Source organism: Streptomyces mauvecolor (genome assembly GCF_039532965.1).
Classification (GTDB): Bacteria; Actinomycetota; Actinomycetes; order Streptomycetales; family Streptomycetaceae; genus Streptomyces; species Streptomyces violascens.
Window position 1 is genome coordinate 37,070 of sequence record NZ_BAAASQ010000004.1, and the last position, 15,819, is coordinate 52,888.

A 15,819-nucleotide genomic window follows, 5' to 3' on the forward strand; every position below is an offset into this window, starting at 1 on the left:
TGCCCCGATAGCCGGACCGGGGCAGCCTTCGAGATCCATCACCTTGTGGCCCCCGACCCCGGTGTTCAGCCAGGTCACCTGCCGGTCCGGGTGCCGGAGCCCCCACTCGCCCGCGACGCGCAACGGGTAGCCGTACCCAAGACCGTCCTCGCTCTCCAGCCGTTGGCAGTCGGTGATCGAATCGCCGGTGAACATCACGGTGCTGCCTGATTGGAGTCTGATCGTCATGTGCGCTCCTCGAAATCGGGTGGGGAGGAGAAAGGAATGGGGACTCAGATTTCCGGGCTGCCGAGCCAATTGCCGACGGCCCGCTCGAACACCTCGGGATCGGGGCTGCGATCGCCTGCCCAGGCGACCACCCCGTCGGGGCGGACGAGCACGGCGCCCAGTCCGAGGTCGTTCCTCGCCGGCCCGGCCGCGTACCGCAGCCGGCTCTCCCAGCCCATCGCCGAAGCCTGCAGGCGACGGTCGGCGCTGAAGTCGAGCGCGACGCCTCGTCCGTCCTGCATCAGGTCGCCGAGGCGGGTGCCGTCTTCGAGGCGGAAATCCGGGGCGTTGCGGCCGACCAGGGGATGTTCGCTGCCGAGGTCGTAGCGGATCGACGACCCCGAGATCCTCTCGAAGACGTACGTCGTTCCGTCCCGGGTTCCGAGCAGGTCGCGGATCATTCCTTGGATCGCCTGGGCATGCGGGTCCGGCTTCATGACCGCCACCTGGGCGCGCGACCAGTCGAGCACCCGGGCGCCGATCGGGTGGCGCTCCTGGGTGTAAGTGTCGAGCAGCCCGTCCGGAGCGTGTCCGTTCACCGTCGCCGCGAGCTTCCAGCCCAGGTTCAGGGCGTCACCGATGCCGGTATTGAGTCCCTGGCCGCCGAGGGGCGAGTGGATGTGGGCGGCGTCGCCCGCGAGCAGGACGCGTCCGCGCCGGTAGGTCGTCGTCTGCATCGCCCGGTCGGTGAAGCTCGACGCGAGACGCACGTCGCTCACCGTCACGTCGGTGCCGGACACGCGGCGCAGAACCGTCTGAAGATGCTCGCGGGTCGGCGGCTGCGAGCGGTCGAACGCGCCGCCGTCGAAGTCCGCCATGCCGATGTGCCCGTCGGCGGGCATCCGTACGTACATGCCCGTCGGCGTCAGATTGATCCCGGGGCTCAGCTTCTCGGGATCGGCGAGGGTGGCATGCATGGTGTAACCGGTGAACTGCGGCTCGGTGCCCTCGAATTCGAACCCGGCGAGCCTGCGCACCGCACTGCGTCCCCCGTCACAGCCGACGACCCAGCGTGCCGCGTACTCCTGATCACCGGCGTGCACGAGCACGCCCTCCTCGTCCGACGCGAGGGCGTCCACGGTGATGCCACGCCTGATCTCCACGCCCAGCTTGGCCGCCCGCTCGGACAGCACCGACTCGACCGCGTCAAGGCTGATCAGCATGAAACCCGGTGCCGGGGTGGGCAGCCGGTAGGGCAGAGCGGTGACGTCGACGTTGGCCGCATCCAGCACCATGCCGGCGAAGTGGCCTGCCATGCGCGGGGGTGACGGCTCGTCAGTGTCGGAGTCCGCGTCGGGCTCGTCGCTGACGATCGCGGCCGCCGTCAGCGGATGCAGCATTCCCCGGCGGTAGAACCCTACGACCGACGCGTCGGACAGGCCTCGCATGCCGAGCGGGTCGGCCCGCCACGGAGAGCCGGGCTCCGGCTCCCGCTCAAGCACCAGGACAGAGCAGCCTGCGAGCCCGAGCTCGCAGGCGAGGAACAGACCGACCGGCCCGGCCCCCACGATCACTACGTCATGCATGAGAGATCCCCTTCCCCATCCCCACCGCCGGGATGGGCACCCCGGCAGGACCTCTCAAAAGCTGCCAGACCTCACCGACACCGGACCTACAGTCCCCGACACGCCACCGACAGCGGACCGACAGCGCCGATGAATCCGACGCCGGGGCAGGACCAAACGCTCCCCCTTGTCACCGTTCGGTCGCCGCTGCCGTATCCGGCGACCGGTGCGGGCCGGACGCCAGGTCGCAGACCACGCCGAAGTGGTCGGAGGGCCAGAGCGAACCGCGAGGGGTGAGGTGCGGTGTGGTGAACGCCAACTCGGCGTGCGCCGCCCGGAGTCCGGTCGTGAGGATGTAGTCGATACGCCGCGCCGGTTCGCGGGCTTTGCGCGCATGCCTGTTGGCGGGTGTGTACGTGTGGCCCGGACCATCCCCGCCGCACGCCCACGCGTCCTGCATGCGGCCGGTCAGCCACCGGATCTCGTCCGTGTCCGGGGCCGCGTTGAGGTCGCCCAGGAGGACGACGCCGTGCCGGGCGGGCCCGGCCGCGAGTTCCGCGAGGAATCGCACCTGCTCCTGCCTGATGTGCGCGTACTCCCATTCCCAGGTCAGATGCGTGACGAGCACGGTCGTCGAGCCCACCTCGGCGCACAGCACCGACCGGGGCTCGACACCCGGCGTCGTCAGCGGGAGCACCTCGTACCGAGCAACGGGTGACCGGCTGAGCAGAGCATTGCCCTGGGTGGCGCGGCTGCGCGCCGTGTGGGCCGGCGCGTAGGTGACGTGATAGCCGAGGGCATCGGCGATCTGCTCAGCCTGACACCGCGAGCCCTTGCGCCACACCTCCTGCAGACCGACGAGGTCAGGAGCGAGCCGTACGAGTTCGTCCCTGACCAGGGGCAGCCGACGGCGCCAGGCCGAGCCCCGTCCCCAGATATTGAGAGTGACAGCACGAGCCATGTTCACCACCCCACCGTACGCGGGGCTGGACCATCACCGGCCGTCCCCGAATCCGCACGCCCCAGCCGGCACGGGCGTACGGGACGACCTCAGCGACCGGGACCGCGCGGGGCGCCCTCTGGCAGCGCGCGGTCATCTCTTCCGGGGCGCCCAACTCCCCCTGGCCGCAGCGGTCGTGGGCTGCCACATTGGTGACGGCCGCTCTCTTCGTCGTACTGGTCGCACTGTCCGCTGCCGGTTGGCCTGCCCGCAGCCCGCCCCCGGCGCGAGACCATGCGGCGCCCCCGGCCCGGCAAAGCCCGGCTGCTGCTCGCACTCCTGCTCGCGCTCCTCATCAGCGCACCCACGCTCTGGCGGCAGCCCACGCACGGCTGGCCCGAGCTGAGGGTGGCCCGGGTGCTCAGCCACGTAGACGGCGTGTCGGGACGGCTGCTGCTCCTTCCGCTCCAACTGCTCCAGTTCTCCCCGATCCTGGTTCCGGTCGCGGTGGTGGGCCTGCGCCAACTGCTCCGCGACGATGAACTGCGCTGGGCGCGGCCGACCGCTGCCGCCTACCCGGCGCCTCGGCATCGGCAACCAGGAACAGCACGCGGAGGTGGTGCTGTGCACTGGTGCGCACCGACCGTGGTCCGTGCTCTGGCCGTCACTGCGCGAGTACTGACCCACCGTCAGACACTCGGCCCGGCCCGGCCGACCGCCGCTCCGCAAGCCCTCGCCTATTTCTCGGCGGAACCGGCACGTCGTCGCCCCGTGGCACGGCGGGGCGCACGGAACCAGACGGCCAGCGCGCCGAGAGCGGGCCAAGACCGGCCACCCAACGCCACAGCGGATCCCCCACGACGATCGAGGCATCTGCACCGAGGGCAAAAACCCAGGCCAGCAGCACGGCGTGGCGTTCTGACACCCTGGCCATGAAGGACATCGGGACAAGCTACGTCACGAGTCGAGGAGCGGGCGTGGGAGAAGATCGTGTAGCCAGGTGCCGCTGTGGCCACCTGTGGACGGTCCACCTGGAGGGCCACTGTGACGGCAGGGACGGCGAGGACGTGGGGGACGGCCGGGACGGCGGCCCCTGCACCTGCCGGGGTTTCTACCCAGACAACTGGCGCTCCAACACCACCGATACGTGCCGCGGCTGCGGCCACCGCAGATCACAGCACTCCGGCGTGAGCTGCCACACCGGCATCGGCCGAGACACCGTGACCGAACGCCACTTCGGTGCCGAAGGCGATACATGGACCACGGAAGGCACGGTGACCGTCTTCTGCTCCTGCCAGAGCTTCTGGTGAGCAAGCCTCGCCATCCGGAGTGTCCGGTTCAAGTAACCGTCGGGTCTTGGCAGTTGTGACATCTGCGGGGCAACCCCGGTTCCTCGCGTCCCGTGTACAGAGGTGTGCAGCACATAGTTGCGCGCCGCACGGAGTCCGGTTCCGGCCAGGGAGTGCCGGTGCCCGGTGGAGTCACACGCAGACCGAAACGCACACTGAATCGGAGAATCCCGCCATGACCGTTCGTCGTCGTACGATCCCGCTCGCTCTCGCGACCGTCGGCGCGGCGCTGGCCCTGGCTGCCTGCGGAGGCGGCTCGGACGACGCGGCCGCCGGCCCCTCCAGCGGCGGCGCGAGCCCGGGCACCGCCACGGCCACGGCCACGCCGGGATCCGGAGGCTCGGGCGGCGCCAAGACCGGCGGTGGAGGCGGCTCGTCCTCCGCGAGCAACTCCTCCGGAACCACGGGTGGGACCGCCGGCACCAAGACCGGAGGCAAGGACGCCACCAGCGACTCCTACGCGTACAAGCACCTGTGCGCAGCCGACCAGCTCGCGGTCGGCGCGAAGGAGCTCGGCTCGAACCCGGACCAGTACGTCATCTCCGTGACCAATCGCGGCAAGGCCGCGTGCGGCCTGTCCTCGTACTATCCCAGGGTCGACCTGGGCTCGAAGAACGCGGCGGACCGCTCCCACAACATCCACCCGCTCGTACCCAGCGGGCTGGGTGGCGCCCCCGCCATGCCCGTATACGCGGGGCGTACCGTTTACGCGGTACTCGACGTCGATCCCAACGGCGCCAAGGGCAGCAACGGCGGCATCGACGAGATCAACGTCCTTGCGGACACGCGCTTCCCGAACGCCGACACGCACAACTTCCCCATGAACGAGGGAGCCACCGTCGTCCAGCACCCCAAGCTGGGCCTGTATCGCGACAGCATCAGTGATGCGGTCAGCAGCATGCGCACGGCGGACACCAACGGCAGCTGAAGAGACCGGCCACCCGTCACCCCGGGCGTCGTCGGCCTCGGGCCGGCTGCTCCGTGACGGACGTCTCCGGACATCAGGCCCGCACGGTGGGCCGGACGACGATCTCGCCGATGTCGATGCCGGCGGGCTGCTCGATCGCGTGACCAATCGCGGATGCGCTGGCGCCGGCCGCGTCGTCCATCTCCTCCACCGCGGCTTCGGCATCGCCGCCCCCTTCCGGCAGCTCATGGTCGGTGCAGCGGGATGCCGACGCGCTGCGCGATGCAGGGTCACCGGGGTGGCGGTCCGTCTGGACACGCCGCGCGGGACCGTCACGGCCCGTTCCGGTGTGGGGGATCCGATCACTCGCCGCCCTGTCCCGAAGGACGGCTACCTGCGGCTGGGCAGCACCACGAAGACGTTCGTCGCCACCGTCATGTTGCAGTTGGTGGGCGAGCAGCGGATCTCCCTCGACCAGACGGTGGAGCAGCTCCTCCCCGGGGTGGTCTCCGGAGCCGGAAACGACGGCGGCACCATCACCGTCCGGGACCTGTTGCGGCACACCAGCGGCCTGTCCGACTACATCTACGACGTCTTCCCCGACCCCAGCGCCCAGACCTGCTTCGCCAACCGGTGGCGTGCCTACAAACCCGGGGAACTGGTCGGTCTGGCCATGCGCCACGCGCCTGCCTTCCCAGCAGGCAGCCACTGGGCGTACTCCAACACGAACTACGTACTCGCCGGAATGATCACCGAGAAGGTCACAGGCCACACCCGGGAACAGCAGGTCCGCAGCCGCGTCCTCCAGCCCCTCGGCGTGGAGCACACCGACACCCCCGGCACCCGGCCGTTCCTCCCGGATCCGCACACGTCCAACTACCAGCAGTTCAGCCCGGACGGCCCGATGGTCGACACCACGATCCCCTACCGCCCCTTCGACAGCGGGGCCGACGGCTCGATGACCGGCACCGCCCACGACCTCAACCGCTTCTTCGGCGCCCTGGCCGGCGGACGCCTGCTCAAGCCCGCCGAACTCGCCGCCATGCGGACCGCGGTCCCGGTGCCGCCCGACGGCGGCGAACCGGCGGGCACTCGGGACGGCCTGGGGCTGTTCGTCAACTCCGCGTCCTGCGGCGGCAATTACCTGGGACACGGAGGCAGCGGCTTCGGATACGTCGTCCGGACCGCGACCACCACGGACAGCCGACGCGGCATCACCGTCTCCGCACACACCCGCCCGGCGGACCCACAGACCGCGGCCCGCCAGGAAGACACCTTGCGCAACCCCATCGACCACGCTCTGTGCCGCACCGCTTGAACCTGCACCCGCTCGGTGAAGCACATGACGGGCTCGGCGTCCGCCGTCGGGCGGCCGTGCCGGTCGCAGCAATCCGCCCCGCCGGATGGGATCCAGCGGGGCGGATTCCGACACGGGCCCGCACCATCGGGGCTCACGTACCCATGAGCCGCGAGGCGGCCCACACGGCGTCAGCCGCGCAGCACGCGGCCCTCCTTGTCGGTGCGGTCGTTGCTGACGAGGTAGATGATCCCGTCGATCAGCGCCCAGAATCCGAGCCCACCGCAGGTGAGCAGCTGAGCGATACCCACACCGACAGAACCGGCATAGAAGCGGCCTATGCCCAGCGTGCCGAGGAAGAGCTGGAGGATTCCGGCGACGATCTTCGACTTGTCCGAGTACGGACGACCCTGGGGGTCGTAGCCGAAGGGCGCTGCGGGGCCGGCGGGGACGGTCATGGTGGTGCTCCTGGAGAAGGTGTGACACAGCCGGGCGGACTGCCCGGACGACACAGGGAGGAGCCTCGCTCATGGCGCACTGACCCTGTTACGGCAGCCGCTAGCTACCGCGGGCCGTCCCCCCTACGCAGAATGATCATATCCCACCCAAAGAGGGCATAAGTACGCAAGTGCGGCAGGCGGAAGCGAGGCCGGTCGAGCACTCCCCCGTCCGCGACGCGTTCCCCGCCTCGGCTTCTCAGGCGAGGTTGCGCAGGACCGCCCAGGCCACCGCCCCGAGCAGGATCGCGACTTGGAGCGCCGGGGCGATCTCCGGTCGCCAGGACCGACCCCTCAGCCCCTCCCACGTCCAACGGCCCCACAGGGCGAGCGCGAACGGCGCGACGAGCAGCAGAGCCCGGTTGTCGAGCCAGGCCTCGGCGAGGTGACCATGCATCAGGTCGTACGTCATGCGGGTGCCGCCACAGGCCGGGCAGAGCAGTCCGGTGACGAGCCGGAACGGGCAGGCGGGCAGCAGATGTCCGGCTTCGTGCGGGTCGGTGCCCCACAGGTACCGGGCCCCTGCGCCGCCCGCGACGAGCACCGCCAGGGGTGCCGCCGCAGGATGCCGGGCCAGGCGGCCCCGCGCCGACGTCGACCGGACCGAGTCAGCCACGCAGGATCCGGCCCTGGTCGTCCGTGCGGTCATCGCTGACGAGGTACATGATGCCGTCGATCAGCGCCCAGATTCCGAGGCCACCGCAGGTGAGCAGCTGAGCGATACCCACACCGATGGACCCGGCATAGAAGCGGCCGATGCCCAGGCTTCCCACGGCGAGCTGAAGGATTCCCGCGACGATCTTCGACTTGTCCGAGTACGGGCGGCCGTAAAGGTCGTAGCCGTAGGGCGCGTTGGGGTCGCCGGTGTAGAAGCCGGGCGGCGGCCGGTAACCCGGCGCCTGTTGGTAGCCACCCTGCGGGTGGCCATAGGGACCACCGTGGCCGGGCGCGCCGGGGTCCTGCTTCGGGTAGCCGTGACCGGGCGGCGGGAAAGGCGGCTGCGGCTGCTCGCTCACAGTGGCGTCACTCCTGAAATTTACGGAAAGATGCCCATCTTATCGCAAGAATTGGTTGACAAGTGGACAAGGGTGCACTCCACCGCCGCCTCCGCAGCATCGACCTCCAGGGCTGCGGAATGTCGGCGAGCCTCCCGGCCGGGGGCAGCCCGGCGGTGGTGGCAGCGCTCAACCAGCGCTGCTGTCAGGGAAGTTGCGGCGCGCGCCGCAATGACGGGTGACTATTGCCTCGCAGGCCGCTACCAGTTGAAGGAACTGCTCGCCGCGCGTCTGACAACGTCCGCACCGGTGAGGACCCGCGAGTGCTGGATGGCCCGCCCCAAGGCGCTACGCCTGTGGCCTCCGCTCCCGACGGCCGAACCCTGGCCGGCTCCGGGGAGGACCCGGTGATCCGGCTGGACCGTACGGCTCTCCTGGCGGCCGCGGTCTCGGGCCACAGCTCGGCACTTGTTCAACACTTGTTCAACGGGAGTACACCGCAACGCCGTTGGAGACCGCGCGTTCCTCTCCGTGGTCGAGGGCATTGCGCACCACGACGTGGCCGGTGCGGTCCCGGGTCGCCAAGGTGGCGGACCCGCCGCCGTCCACGTAGGCGCCCGTATCGCACCCCAGGGTGGCCAGCAGGCCTGCGAGCTCGCTCACGGTCAGGCCGCTGGACGTTCCTTCCCTGCCGTCCGTCGACAGCAGGCGCATCACGTGGCCGCCCCGCGCGGCCCCGACGGCCGAACGCGGTTCGGCAACCACCGTGTCCAGACCGGGAAAGGGTCGGCCGTGCTCGACAATCGGGTGGGCACCCAGGGCGAAGGTGAACGGCGCGCGGGTGGTGGACGCAAGATGGTAGTCCACCCTCACGGCCGTCCCCGGGGTCAGCGCGCGCAGGGCTTGCGCTCCGGCCTCGCGGCCCAGCAGGACGACGCCGTCCGCCGGGATCCGCCCGGACCCGGGCGTCGACGAGGTGGAGCGGACGATGCCGCTGCGGACCGTGACCTCATAGGCGTCCCGGGTGCAGGGCGCGGCCCGGTTGTTGTCGGTGCCGCAGACGGCGCGGGCGCGGGACGTGGCGCCCCAGTTCGGGGTGAAGAGCCCGATGGATCCGACGGGGAGTGCGTACTGGTTGAGGCCGCGCAGGGGCAGGGTGGCGTGGGCGGCGGTGCGGATGTGCCCCTGCACGGTCAGACGGCCGGCGCGGGCGAGGCCGTCGGTGCCGACCCCGAAGACGTCTTCGGTGGAGCCGCCTTGAGGCAGCGTCCAGCCGAATCGCTGCCCGTCGGGGACGGCGGCTTTCAGCGCCCGCCCTTCCCGCACGGCCGGTCCCGAGGTCGCGCCGGTCGGCTGCACGCCGGGATGCTGCGACTCCTCGATGTCGAAGAAGTCGCCGTTCACAGCCGCCACCGCTCCCTGTCGCGCGGCCATCACGGACACCTTCTCGCGCGCGGCCACAGCACCCGGGAACAGCAGGCCCGCCCGCACTCTCCGACGGTCCAGATCCACCGTCAGCACATGCACCCTGGCGCTGCCGTGCGACGTGGGCACAGTGAACGCCCGGTATTCGACTCCGGGCGCGACCACTTCCGATACCGGGGCCGCGTCTGCCGGTACGGCTGCGGCCCGGACCGAAGGCGGGGCGGAGGCGGAGGCCGACGTCCAGGACGACGCCACACCCACGCCGGCGAACACGAGTACCGCTACAGCACCCTTGAACTTCTTCACCCCACCACCATGCAGGAAGCCGCACTCCCCACACTGCGCACCTTCCGGCCAACCCCACCAACAGCCCCAAAGACCAATCCATTTGACGGGCAATCCGCCACCCACAGCCCGGAGGCAGCCGGCCATCGGCGCCTGGGCCGAGCTCAGACTGAGGGTGCTTTTAGCCAGGGCTACAGGCGAGCCCGTGGTGGAACGGCCCGGAGGCGAGCCGGGGGGGAGAAGCGCGTCCCGGTCAGGGTCTGCACGTCGTGGGCGGGCAGAGCGCGTGCCGGGCACCGCCCCAGAAGAGCACACCCAGTTGAAAGGTGCAATGAGTCAGCTTTTTCATCGACCCAACCGAGGCGGATGGAATCCCGGTTGCCGCCCGCGGCCGGCGCCGGCAACAGGGGCGGCCAATAACACGGTTCGTTGTCTGATGCCGGAGATCCATGGGTGATCAGACACGCTGGGCTCGAAGTTCCGTTTCGCCCGGAGATGCTCGGCTCCATCCCCGATGATGGGGACCGCCCGGGGCACATCATCAAGTAACGCTGGGAGTACGCATATGACGGTGGAGGCCGGCGCATGGCAGGAGGAGCGCGTCGCGGGGCGGGTCTGGACGGTGCGTCTGGATCCGTACGGCCGCCCTTCCGCCGGCGCGGTGAAGCTTTCCTGCTCCCGTCCCGCCTGCGCCGATCAGCGCTTCGCCGACGGAGCCGCTGCCGGGCGCAAGGCCGCGGTCGGTCACGTCAACATGCACCTCGCCCACATCCGCGCGGGCGGCGGGCCGCGCGGTGAGGCATGGTGCGCCTGCCGCGCCGCCGAGTGCGCATGGCACACCCCCGACCCCGAAGCCGGACGGCGGGGCGGGGCACGGCCGGTGGCGGGGTCGGTGCGGTGCGGAGGCCCGGTGGTCCTGACGGTGTACGCGGACCGCACCGGGCGGCTGTGGCGCATCGCGGAGATGTGCGCGCGCTGCGCGGCCGCCACCCTCGACTGCCGCACCCTCGACACCGCCCCGCCGCCCGCTCGACCGGGCCGGGCCGCGGACAAACCGGCCCCGGAGCGGGACTCGGCAGACACCACAGCGAGGGCCGGTGACAGTGTGGCCGCGCTGTTCTCCGACCGCCTCCCCTCCCCCGCCGACGCCGCCTCGTCCACCCCGGTCACCGGGCCGACGTCGGTCCCGCGCGCCCGCGCCGCCACGCCCGCCGCTGCGTCCGGGCGGGGGAGGCAGTGGGGGAAGATCGCACAGCGGACCGTGCCGCGCGACCTTCAGCCCGACGCCCTGCGCAATGAACTCATCGAGCTGGGCGATGCGTTCCGCGCCTATCAGCAGCGCACCGAACCCGACCCCGCCCTCCTCGCCGAGCTCCACGAGCGCAAGGCCCGAGCGTTCGCTCTGTGGGCCGACGCCAGTGGCGACGGCTCGCTGCGCGAAGAGGCGAAGCGCGCCGAGAAGGCCGCGCAGACCACCCGGGAGATGCAGAACAACCGCGTGGGCCGGATCATCGGCGGGACGGGGAGCGGCGACGAACCGGTAGTGGAACGGTTGCTGACCCAGAAACAGGCCGTACACGCCCGCACCGTGCTTGAGTACGTCGAAGCCCACGCCCCGCACCCCGAGGCCGAGGGGCGCCTCGCGGTACTCATGCTCACCCTGCGGGCCGCGCGCGCCGGCACCGGGAACGTCACCGGCCAGGACCTCACCGGCTGGCTGCAGGGCGACGCCGAGCGGGTGCTGGACCAACTGGTCGCGGCCGACTGGCTGCGCCTGCCCGGCACGGTGGCCGAAGCACTGGCCTCCCAGCCCGAAAACCCCACCGCCATCACCGTTCCCACCCTGCTGCCCGAGCGGCCCCGCCCGTTCACCTTCGGCAAGACCACCCGCTCGAAGCTCTCCGGCTGGGCCCAGAAAGCAGTCGGCGACCGGAAGCTCCGCAAGAAGAAGCTGAGCGCCGCCCCCCGGCTCCTCGCGCTGTACGCCGCCGCCCACACCAGCCCCGACGGACGGCTCGGCCACCCCGAGGACGACGGACTGCCGCTGAACCAGGCCGCCGCGTTCTGCGCCCTGCTCCCCGACCAGGTCGCCGAGCACGTCGAGCTGCTGGTCGCCGCCGACTGGCTCACCGATGCCGACGCCACCGGCGGACGACTTCGCGGCCGCCTCGCCGAACGCGTCCTGCCGCTGGGAGGACTTCTGTAACCCTTTCACCAGCCGCCAACGCCTTGCTAACGCCCCAACTCCGGGCCGTTAGTGGCGCGTTACCGAAGTACCGCGGGGCGTTCGCTTCCGAATCAGTACCTATCACTTGGCACCGCCCAGGAAGCGGGGCACTCTATCCGGGCAGCTGCTTCTTGGGTAGGTAATGGGAGAAACTCCTGGGGTGAACGAGGTGTGAGGTTTCACACGCAGCGGGGAATTGCCTCGCGGCGACTTCCAGCAGACTCTTGCATCCGTCAGGCCCCGCATACGGCACCCCGATGTCCACGCAACTCCGTCGGTGAGCCGTATGCCGCCCGAGCTTCACGCGGCGGCTCCGAAAGGGAGTTGCCCATCGGGTGAGTTCTTCCCGTGACCGGTAGTTGGGAGGAGAAAGACAGGGGCACGATTGCGTCCGCGAGGTCACCGTGCGCACACCGCTGGAAGGAAACCGTGTGAGCCCGATCTCGGTCCGGGGATTCGCGGTGGCGTCCGCCACCGCGGTGACCGCCGTTGGCGCCGTGGTCGGCGTTGCCGCGGCAGGTCCCGCCGCCGCTTCGAGCGACAGCGCCGAGGCCGCCGCGGCCGATGGCACGCTCCTCGCGGACATACCCGCCGGCCAGCAGGCCCAGGTGCAGACCGCGTCCCTGACGCAGCAGGCGGACGCCCAGTCGGCGCAGGCCAGCGCGGCGGCGAAGAAGTCCGCCGAGGAGGCGGCGCGCCTGCGGGCCGCCCAGGACGCCAAGGCCAAGAAGAGCGCCGCCGACAAGAGCAAGGCCGACAAGGACAAGGCGGACAAGGACGCCAAGGCCCGCGATCTGGAGACCCAGTCCGCCAGCCGCTCGGCGAGCCGGAGCAGCAGCACCTTCCAGGTCCAGAGCTCGTACTCGGTCTCCGACGTGCAGGCGATCGCCCGTCAGATCATCCCCGCCGACCAGTTCCAGTGCTTCAGCAACATCGTGAACAACGAGTCGAGCTGGAACTACCGGGCCACCAACGGCACGGCCTACGGACTCGTCCAGGCTCTGCCCGGCTCCAAGATGAGCACGGTGGGCTCGGACTGGCAGACCAACCCGGCCACCCAGATCAAGTGGGGCCTGAACTACATGAACGAGCGGTACGGCAGCCCGTGTGGCGCCTGGTCGTACTGGCAGGCCCACGACTCGTACTAGGCCGACGATCCCAAGGCCCGCCCCCGGTGCGGGCGGATTCGCGATGCGCGAGCCTCAGTGATCGGGCGAGGACGGCTCTGCCGCGGCATGCAGCAGCAGGTCGCGCAGGGCCGTGGCGGTGTCCGACGGCTCAGCCGACGTGAGGACTACCTGGTCGGCGGTGGTCGACGGTCCGGTAAGCGGGATGACGCGCAGGCCGGGAGGCCGGTGGTCGAGCGCCGACTCGACGGTGATGCCGATGCCCGTTCCCGCGGCGACATGAGCGGCGATGGCGTGCACGCTGTCGGCGGTTCGGATGATGCGCAGGTCGGCGCCGCCGATGCGGAAGGCGGACAGGAGACGGTCGCAGAGACCGCTGTTGATCTGGTGGGGCCAGGTGAGCAGGCCGGTGGTGGACAGTTCGGACGCGCTCAACTCGGCGTGCCCGGCCAGGGGGTGCGCCGCGGGCACGAGCGCCATGAACCTTTCGGTGGACAGCACCCGCGCGCGTACGCCGGTGACGTCGCCGGTCGCCCAGCCGATGCCGAGCCCGATCGCCTCCGCCCGCAGGGCGGTGACCTGGGCTGTCGTGGGCATGGCTTCCGGCACGATCGTCACGTCGGGGAAGCGCTCGCGCAGTTGCGGCAGGCAGCGCAACAGCAGCTGCTGGCCGGTGTATTCGGCGTGGCCGACGACGAGGGTGGTGCGGGCCCCGTCGCCGGCGGCCAGGGAACGTCCGCGCTGCTCGAAGCGGCGCAGCTGAGCCAGGGTGGCATGCGCGTCCGGCAGCAGCGCTTCGCCGAGCCCGGTCAGTGACACCCGTCGGCTGGTGCGGTGGAACAACCGCCCGCCCAGGCTGCTCTCCAGGCGCCTGACGGCGTCGCTGACGGTGGGCTGCCCCCGGTGCAGGCGTGCGGCGGCGCGGCCGAAGTGCAGTTCTTCGGCGACCACGACGAACGCCTCCAGTTCCATCCTGTCCACGGGAGCAGACTAGCGCCATCGATCGGCGGGACCGATCGCTGCGTGCCGAAGTTCGGCGTTGATGCGGTGTCGTACGCAGGCTGTGATGGGTGGGCGAGCAAGAACCTCCCCACTATCGGAAGCAGTGAACAGCACATGACACTCCATGACGTCGACCGTGAGCACGATGCGCCGACAGCCACCGTGACCGTGGTCTTCCACTCGGTGCACGGGCACACCCGAGTCCTGGCGGAGCATCTCGCCGACGGTGCGCGTCTCGTGCCGGGCGCCCGCGTCCATCTGGTCGAGATCCGGGCCGAGGACGTCACCGCGGGCCGTTGGTACGACGCTGAGGTGATGGCTCTGCTCGAACGCTCCGACGCGATCGTCCTCGGCTGCCCGACACTGATGGGCAGTGTGTCGGCCGTGTTCAAGGCGTTCTTGGAGGCGGCGTTCACGCCGTTCACGACGCAGGCGTGGAAGGACAAGCTGGCCGGAGGGTTCACCATGTCCGCCTCGCAGAGCGGCGACAAGCTGGCGGTTCTGGAGCAACTGGCCGTATTCGCCGCGCAGTTGGGCATGCAGTGGATCGGCGTGGGCGACATGCCGGGCAACAACTGGAGCGGTGGCACCCGCGACGACGTGAACCGGCTCGGCTCGTGGCTGGGTCTGATGAGCCAGAGCCACGCCGACCTGGAGGCGGAGCAGGCCGGGTCCCGCGGCGACCTGATCACCGCCCAGCGGTACGGCGAGCGGATCGGCCGGCTGACCCAGCGCTGGGTCAACGCCGTGCCGTACGACACCCCGCGCATGACCGAGCACGAGGCCCGCGCCCTGTCCGCCTCCCTGAGGGAGGCGGACGACGCACCGGCAGCGCTCACCGGCGCCTGACCTTGCGCACAGCTCTGTGAGCCGACGTGCTCGAATGCGAGGCCCGGCACCTGTCGTCAAGTGCCGGGCCTCGTCGTCGTCCCGGTCAAACCCCCGCCGCCACGCTCAGCGGCTGACCGCGTCGAGATGCCGAGCCAGCGCCTCATGTCCTTCGGGAGTGGGGTGCAGGCCGTCCACGAGGAGTTCTGCCTTGCCGCGGAGGGGCTCCCACATGTCGAGGTGGTCGACGTGGTTCTGGGCGCACCAGGTCCGTATGGACTCGCGCAGGGCTTCCGCTCGGTCCCGGGTGAATCGCAGGCCCTCGTAGTCACGGGTACGTGTCTCGTCGACCCACGTCGGTCCCATGACGACGAGGCGTGCGTTGTGGCTCCGGGCCGTGTGGGCCAGCGAGGCGAGGCTGTCCGCGATGTGCGCGAGCCCATCGGGGCGGGCCGGCGGTGCGGCGAGCGGCAGGGCGCTGTCATTGATGCCCGCGGCGACAAGAAGGGTGTCGGGCCGGCGGGCGGCAAGGAGTGAGGGCGTCTGCTCGCAGACGTCGATCAGGGTGCTGCCGGGGATGGCCAGGTTGAAGACCCGGTGTTCCGCCTCGTTTTCGGCGATGTGGCCGGCCGCGAGGCGTGCGGCCCAGCCACCCTGTGGGTCGCAGCGTCCGTAGGCGATGCTGTCGCCCACGATGACGACGCGTGCTGCCGGGCGCAGGGGCTTCGCGTCCAGGTACGCCCAGGCACTCTCCCCGGAGGAAAGCAGCACCCGGCGGCGGACGTAGTCGTCCACCTCGTAGGCGTCTGCGGCGGCGAGGTCTTCGTCGGTGAGGTGGAGGACGGCGCCGTCGACCGTGGCGCCGAGCTTTCGCTCCAGGGTCAGGTGTACGTCGATGCCGCTGGTGGCGATCACCGACTGGTCGGTGATCGGCAGGGGCCTCGTCGTGTGGCCGGCCAGCGATGCCGCAGAACTGGGTACGAGCCGGCCGAAGAGAGCGGTCTGGACTCGCTCGTCCAACAGCGTGCCGAAGGAAAACAGGGTGTGGGGGCGGGACTCGGTCACCGTAAGCCGTGGCCTTTCTTCTGGAATGATCACGTCAGCCTAACGGCCGAGCCGAACAGCAAGATGGGCCGAGCAGGCGCGACGCACGACGTGAGCGTGTGTC

General features: G+C 70.5%; 14 protein-coding genes. 6 read left to right on the forward strand and 8 right to left on the reverse strand.

The features are described from left to right. Positions 1 to 272: 272 nt before the first annotated feature. Positions 273 to 1,793, reverse strand: coding sequence for an FAD-dependent oxidoreductase (locus ABD346_RS03275; RefSeq protein WP_344371311.1), 1,521 nt, complete (start codon positions 1,791 to 1,793; stop codon positions 273 to 275). A 169-nt stretch (positions 1,794 to 1,962) separates the two neighbouring features. Next, positions 1,963 to 2,733, reverse strand: coding sequence for an endonuclease/exonuclease/phosphatase family protein (locus ABD346_RS03280; RefSeq protein WP_344371312.1), 771 nt, complete (start codon positions 2,731 to 2,733; stop codon positions 1,963 to 1,965). Between the two features lie 956 nt (positions 2,734 to 3,689). Between ABD346_RS03280 and ABD346_RS03285 the strand changes: the two genes are divergently transcribed. The 3 genes from ABD346_RS03285 to ABD346_RS03295 all read left to right on the forward strand — a co-directional run bounded on the left by ABD346_RS03285 (position 3,690) and on the right by ABD346_RS03295 (position 6,286). Continuing rightward, positions 3,690 to 4,022 (forward strand): hypothetical protein, encoded by a 333-nt coding sequence (locus ABD346_RS03285; protein WP_344371314.1) that lies wholly within the window; start codon positions 3,690 to 3,692, stop codon positions 4,020 to 4,022. Between the two features lie 214 nt (positions 4,023 to 4,236). Beyond that, the gene (locus ABD346_RS03290) at positions 4,237 to 4,989 is read left to right on the forward strand and encodes a hypothetical protein (RefSeq protein ID WP_344371316.1); all 753 of its coding nucleotides are present in this window, start codon (positions 4,237 to 4,239) and stop codon (positions 4,987 to 4,989) included. Between the two features lie 277 nt (positions 4,990 to 5,266). After that, positions 5,267 to 6,286: a serine hydrolase domain-containing protein gene (locus ABD346_RS03295; RefSeq protein ID WP_344371317.1), complete on the forward strand. Its 1,020-nt coding sequence runs from the start codon at positions 5,267 to 5,269 to the stop codon at positions 6,284 to 6,286. Between the two features lie 170 nt (positions 6,287 to 6,456). Here ABD346_RS03295 and ABD346_RS03300 read toward each other — a convergent pair whose 3' ends face one another. The 4 genes from ABD346_RS03300 to ABD346_RS03315 all read right to left on the reverse strand — a co-directional run bounded on the left by ABD346_RS03300 (position 6,457) and on the right by ABD346_RS03315 (position 9,488). Beyond that, positions 6,457 to 6,723, reverse strand: a complete 267-nt coding sequence (locus ABD346_RS03300) for a TM2 domain-containing protein (protein ID WP_344371319.1) — start codon at positions 6,721 to 6,723, stop codon at positions 6,457 to 6,459. A gap of 238 nt (positions 6,724 to 6,961) precedes the next feature. Further along, positions 6,962 to 7,378: a DUF2752 domain-containing protein gene (locus tag ABD346_RS03305; protein WP_344371321.1), complete on the reverse strand. Its 417-nt coding sequence runs from the start codon at positions 7,376 to 7,378 to the stop codon at positions 6,962 to 6,964. Then, positions 7,371 to 7,778: a TM2 domain-containing protein gene (locus tag ABD346_RS03310; RefSeq protein ID WP_344371322.1), complete on the reverse strand. Its 408-nt coding sequence runs from the start codon at positions 7,776 to 7,778 to the stop codon at positions 7,371 to 7,373. The genes ABD346_RS03305 and ABD346_RS03310 overlap by 8 nt, the downstream gene beginning before the upstream one ends. A 462-nt stretch (positions 7,779 to 8,240) precedes the next feature. After that, entirely contained in the window at positions 8,241 to 9,488 is a 1,248-nt protein-coding gene (locus ABD346_RS03315) for a phosphodiester glycosidase family protein (RefSeq protein WP_344371323.1), read from the reverse strand. A 544-nt stretch (positions 9,489 to 10,032) separates the two neighbouring features. Between ABD346_RS03315 and ABD346_RS03320 the strand changes: the two genes are divergently transcribed. After that, complete coding sequence (locus tag ABD346_RS03320) at positions 10,033 to 11,673, forward strand: hypothetical protein (protein WP_344371325.1); 1,641 nt, start codon at positions 10,033 to 10,035, stop codon at positions 11,671 to 11,673. Between the two features lie 452 nt (positions 11,674 to 12,125). Beyond that, entirely contained in the window at positions 12,126 to 12,842 is a 717-nt protein-coding gene (locus ABD346_RS03325) for an aggregation-promoting factor C-terminal-like domain-containing protein (protein WP_344371326.1), read from the forward strand. Positions 12,843 to 12,896: 54 nt separating this feature from the next. On the opposite strand, the gene ABD346_RS03330 is transcribed toward ABD346_RS03325, so the two are convergent. After that, positions 12,897 to 13,793 carry a LysR family transcriptional regulator gene (locus tag ABD346_RS03330; protein ID WP_344372151.1) on the reverse strand — a complete coding sequence of 299 codons (897 nt, stop codon included), beginning with the start codon at positions 13,791 to 13,793 and terminating at the stop codon, positions 12,897 to 12,899. Between the two features lie 144 nt (positions 13,794 to 13,937). Here ABD346_RS03330 and ABD346_RS03335 point away from each other — a divergent pair, with 144 nt between their 5' ends. Next, complete coding sequence (locus ABD346_RS03335; RefSeq protein WP_344371328.1) at positions 13,938 to 14,672, forward strand: flavodoxin family protein; 735 nt, start codon at positions 13,938 to 13,940, stop codon at positions 14,670 to 14,672. 105 nt (positions 14,673 to 14,777) lie between these two features. On the opposite strand, the gene ABD346_RS03340 is transcribed toward ABD346_RS03335, so the two are convergent. After that, entirely contained in the window at positions 14,778 to 15,716 is a 939-nt protein-coding gene (locus ABD346_RS03340) for a GDSL-type esterase/lipase family protein (protein WP_344371330.1), read from the reverse strand. Positions 15,717 to 15,819: the final 103 nt, after the last annotated feature.